Origin of the sequence: Paenisporosarcina macmurdoensis, from assembly GCF_042658845.1 — a bacterium.
Classification (GTDB): Bacteria; Bacillota; Bacilli; order Bacillales_A; family Planococcaceae; genus Paenisporosarcina; species Paenisporosarcina macmurdoensis.
This window is the reverse complement of record NZ_JBHSRI010000014.1, coordinates 1-2,073: the sequence shown is the minus strand read 5'-3', so window position 1 is coordinate 2,073 and position 2,073 is coordinate 1. Positions and strand designations below refer to the sequence as shown.

1 protein-coding gene is annotated in these 2,073 nt (G+C 35.2%); it reads right to left on the bottom strand.

Features of this window, described 5'->3' with window-relative positions; genetic code table 11:
- Window positions 1-466 precede the first annotated feature (466 nt).
- Window positions 467-1,627, bottom strand: coding sequence for a replication initiation protein (locus tag ACFPYN_RS09475; RefSeq protein ID WP_377733777.1), 1,161 nt, complete (start codon window positions 1,625-1,627; stop codon window positions 467-469).
- Window positions 1,628-2,073: the final 446 nt, after the last annotated feature.

Here is a 2,073-nt window from a genome sequence, read left to right as displayed (position 1 = left end):
TGATCATTTTTGATTTCTCTTTATGTATTTAATTGATATCACAGTAGCAATGATTGCAACCATAACAATACTAAGTGGATACATAAGCTGTAACAGTAAATTGTGATCAGGACTCGTAATCCAACCAAAGTACTCCTCAGACAACGTATAAAAAACATAAAAGTACATAATAAACACAAAGATGTTTAAAAATTTCCCCATAAATTAAGACATCTCTCTTTCCATTTGCTAATTTATCTTGTTCAACTAACCTTCTTCGTTAGTTGAATAAGGTCTTCCAAGTATGGCCGATGATATCGCAGCCCCTGCAGGTCCAATGCATCGCATTATTTACGACTGGAAGTCGCCCAAAAACAACCGATTTTCTCAGGGTGTGTAAATGGGCACTCTCACTTGAATCGGATGCTGCTACTCCAAATAAAAAAGTCCTCTTATTTCGTGGAGGACTTTTCTTACTGTTCGCTATTCACCCGTTCATTTCCTCTTCAATTTCTTCAGGAGACTTACCAAGACTTTCGAGCAATGCGCGTTTCTTTTCTTGATATTCTTCAGTCACTACGGTTGCAACTGTCTCTTCTTTAGATGTATTCCTTTCGTGAAACCAATTAGGAATAACTTCTTGTCTTCCAGTTGATCGGCTGCCTTTTTGTAATTCATTAAAACTAATCTTATCGCCCGAAACATGTTGCTGTAATGCTAATTTAAGTTTTGCTCTAATAAAACCTAAGGGATTACTGACAGTTGAATCATTATTGACGTATTTCACGAGCAAACTCAGTTCATATTCAGCCTGTTCTTGCCAAACTGTAAGTGCAGTTGCGTAAATATCAGCAAAGTAAGCTTTATCAAATTTGTAGCTTTTTGTTGAGCCATTCAGTCGTTCGCGAATTTCATTTATGGAAGGTGCCTGTAGTTCTTTCTTTGGCTTTTCAGGTAATCGAATTTCTTTTTCTTTGAAATGCTGAATGGAAAACTCTATTTTATCTACTTTCCGTCCTTTTTTAAGTTCCTTGATAGTAATATGTAAGTCTGTTTTTTCGTTAATTTCGTTAATAGCAAAAGATAACACCCTGTGTTTGAAATTCCCGTAAAGACTATATGTTTTCGTTGTTGCCCCTAATTTTTCACGCAAACTTTCTACTGGACATTCCCAATATCCAAGATGTTGCCATTTCTTCATCAATTCGTACAAACGAATGGAATAGGTACTTTTCAGAGACAGAATATTACTCAACCGATAAGACGTAAATGCGTTTTTTAATTGTAAGAGGTACGGCAAAAGTTTTGGTGAAAAAGACAAAGCAATAACGCCTTCTCCTTTGATATAGTCAGCACTTGAAATCCAATTCGCCAGTATCCAACCTCCATCATCTTTAGGGATCTCAATGCTCTTTGACATAAGTTCTTTCGCGATTTCTTTTATTTCAGTGTAATGTTCTCGACCAGAAAGCCCTAACAACTCATGAAATTCACGAATCGAAATGCGATAATCCATGAAGTCTTTGTCAGTCGGTTGAATCATACTCACCATAGTCAGTACTATTTTTTGTTCTCTTGCCGTTAATGGCTTCAAATGACGAGCTTCAATCAGATTATTAGATTGTGTAACCATATAATTTCCTTGCAAATAAAATCTCCCCATCCTTTTATTACTAGACTTATGTATTTGTAATACTACTATCAATATAAACCACTCAAACACACTGTGTAAAGTTATTTATTACGCTATTATCAATCGAAGTAATAGTTCGAATCGAAAATGTAATAGTTTGAATCGAAAATGTAATAGTTAAGGAATCGAAAATGTAATAGTTCGAATCGAAAATGTAATAGTTTGAATCGAAAATGTAATAGTTAGACCTCAAAAAACCAGTCATACCAATGCCTCAAGGGCTGCCTAAAACAGTTAAAACAAAGTACTTTAAACAAAAGATATAAAAACAACAACAAACAACGTGCGCGAGAAACTGGTGGTGGTGGAAAATGAAATTCATTAAAAACTTTTCCAAAAGAAAAAGCCCCTCTCAGGACTCTCTACAAAACTATCAGTCTTCTATGATTCTGAATGTGCCT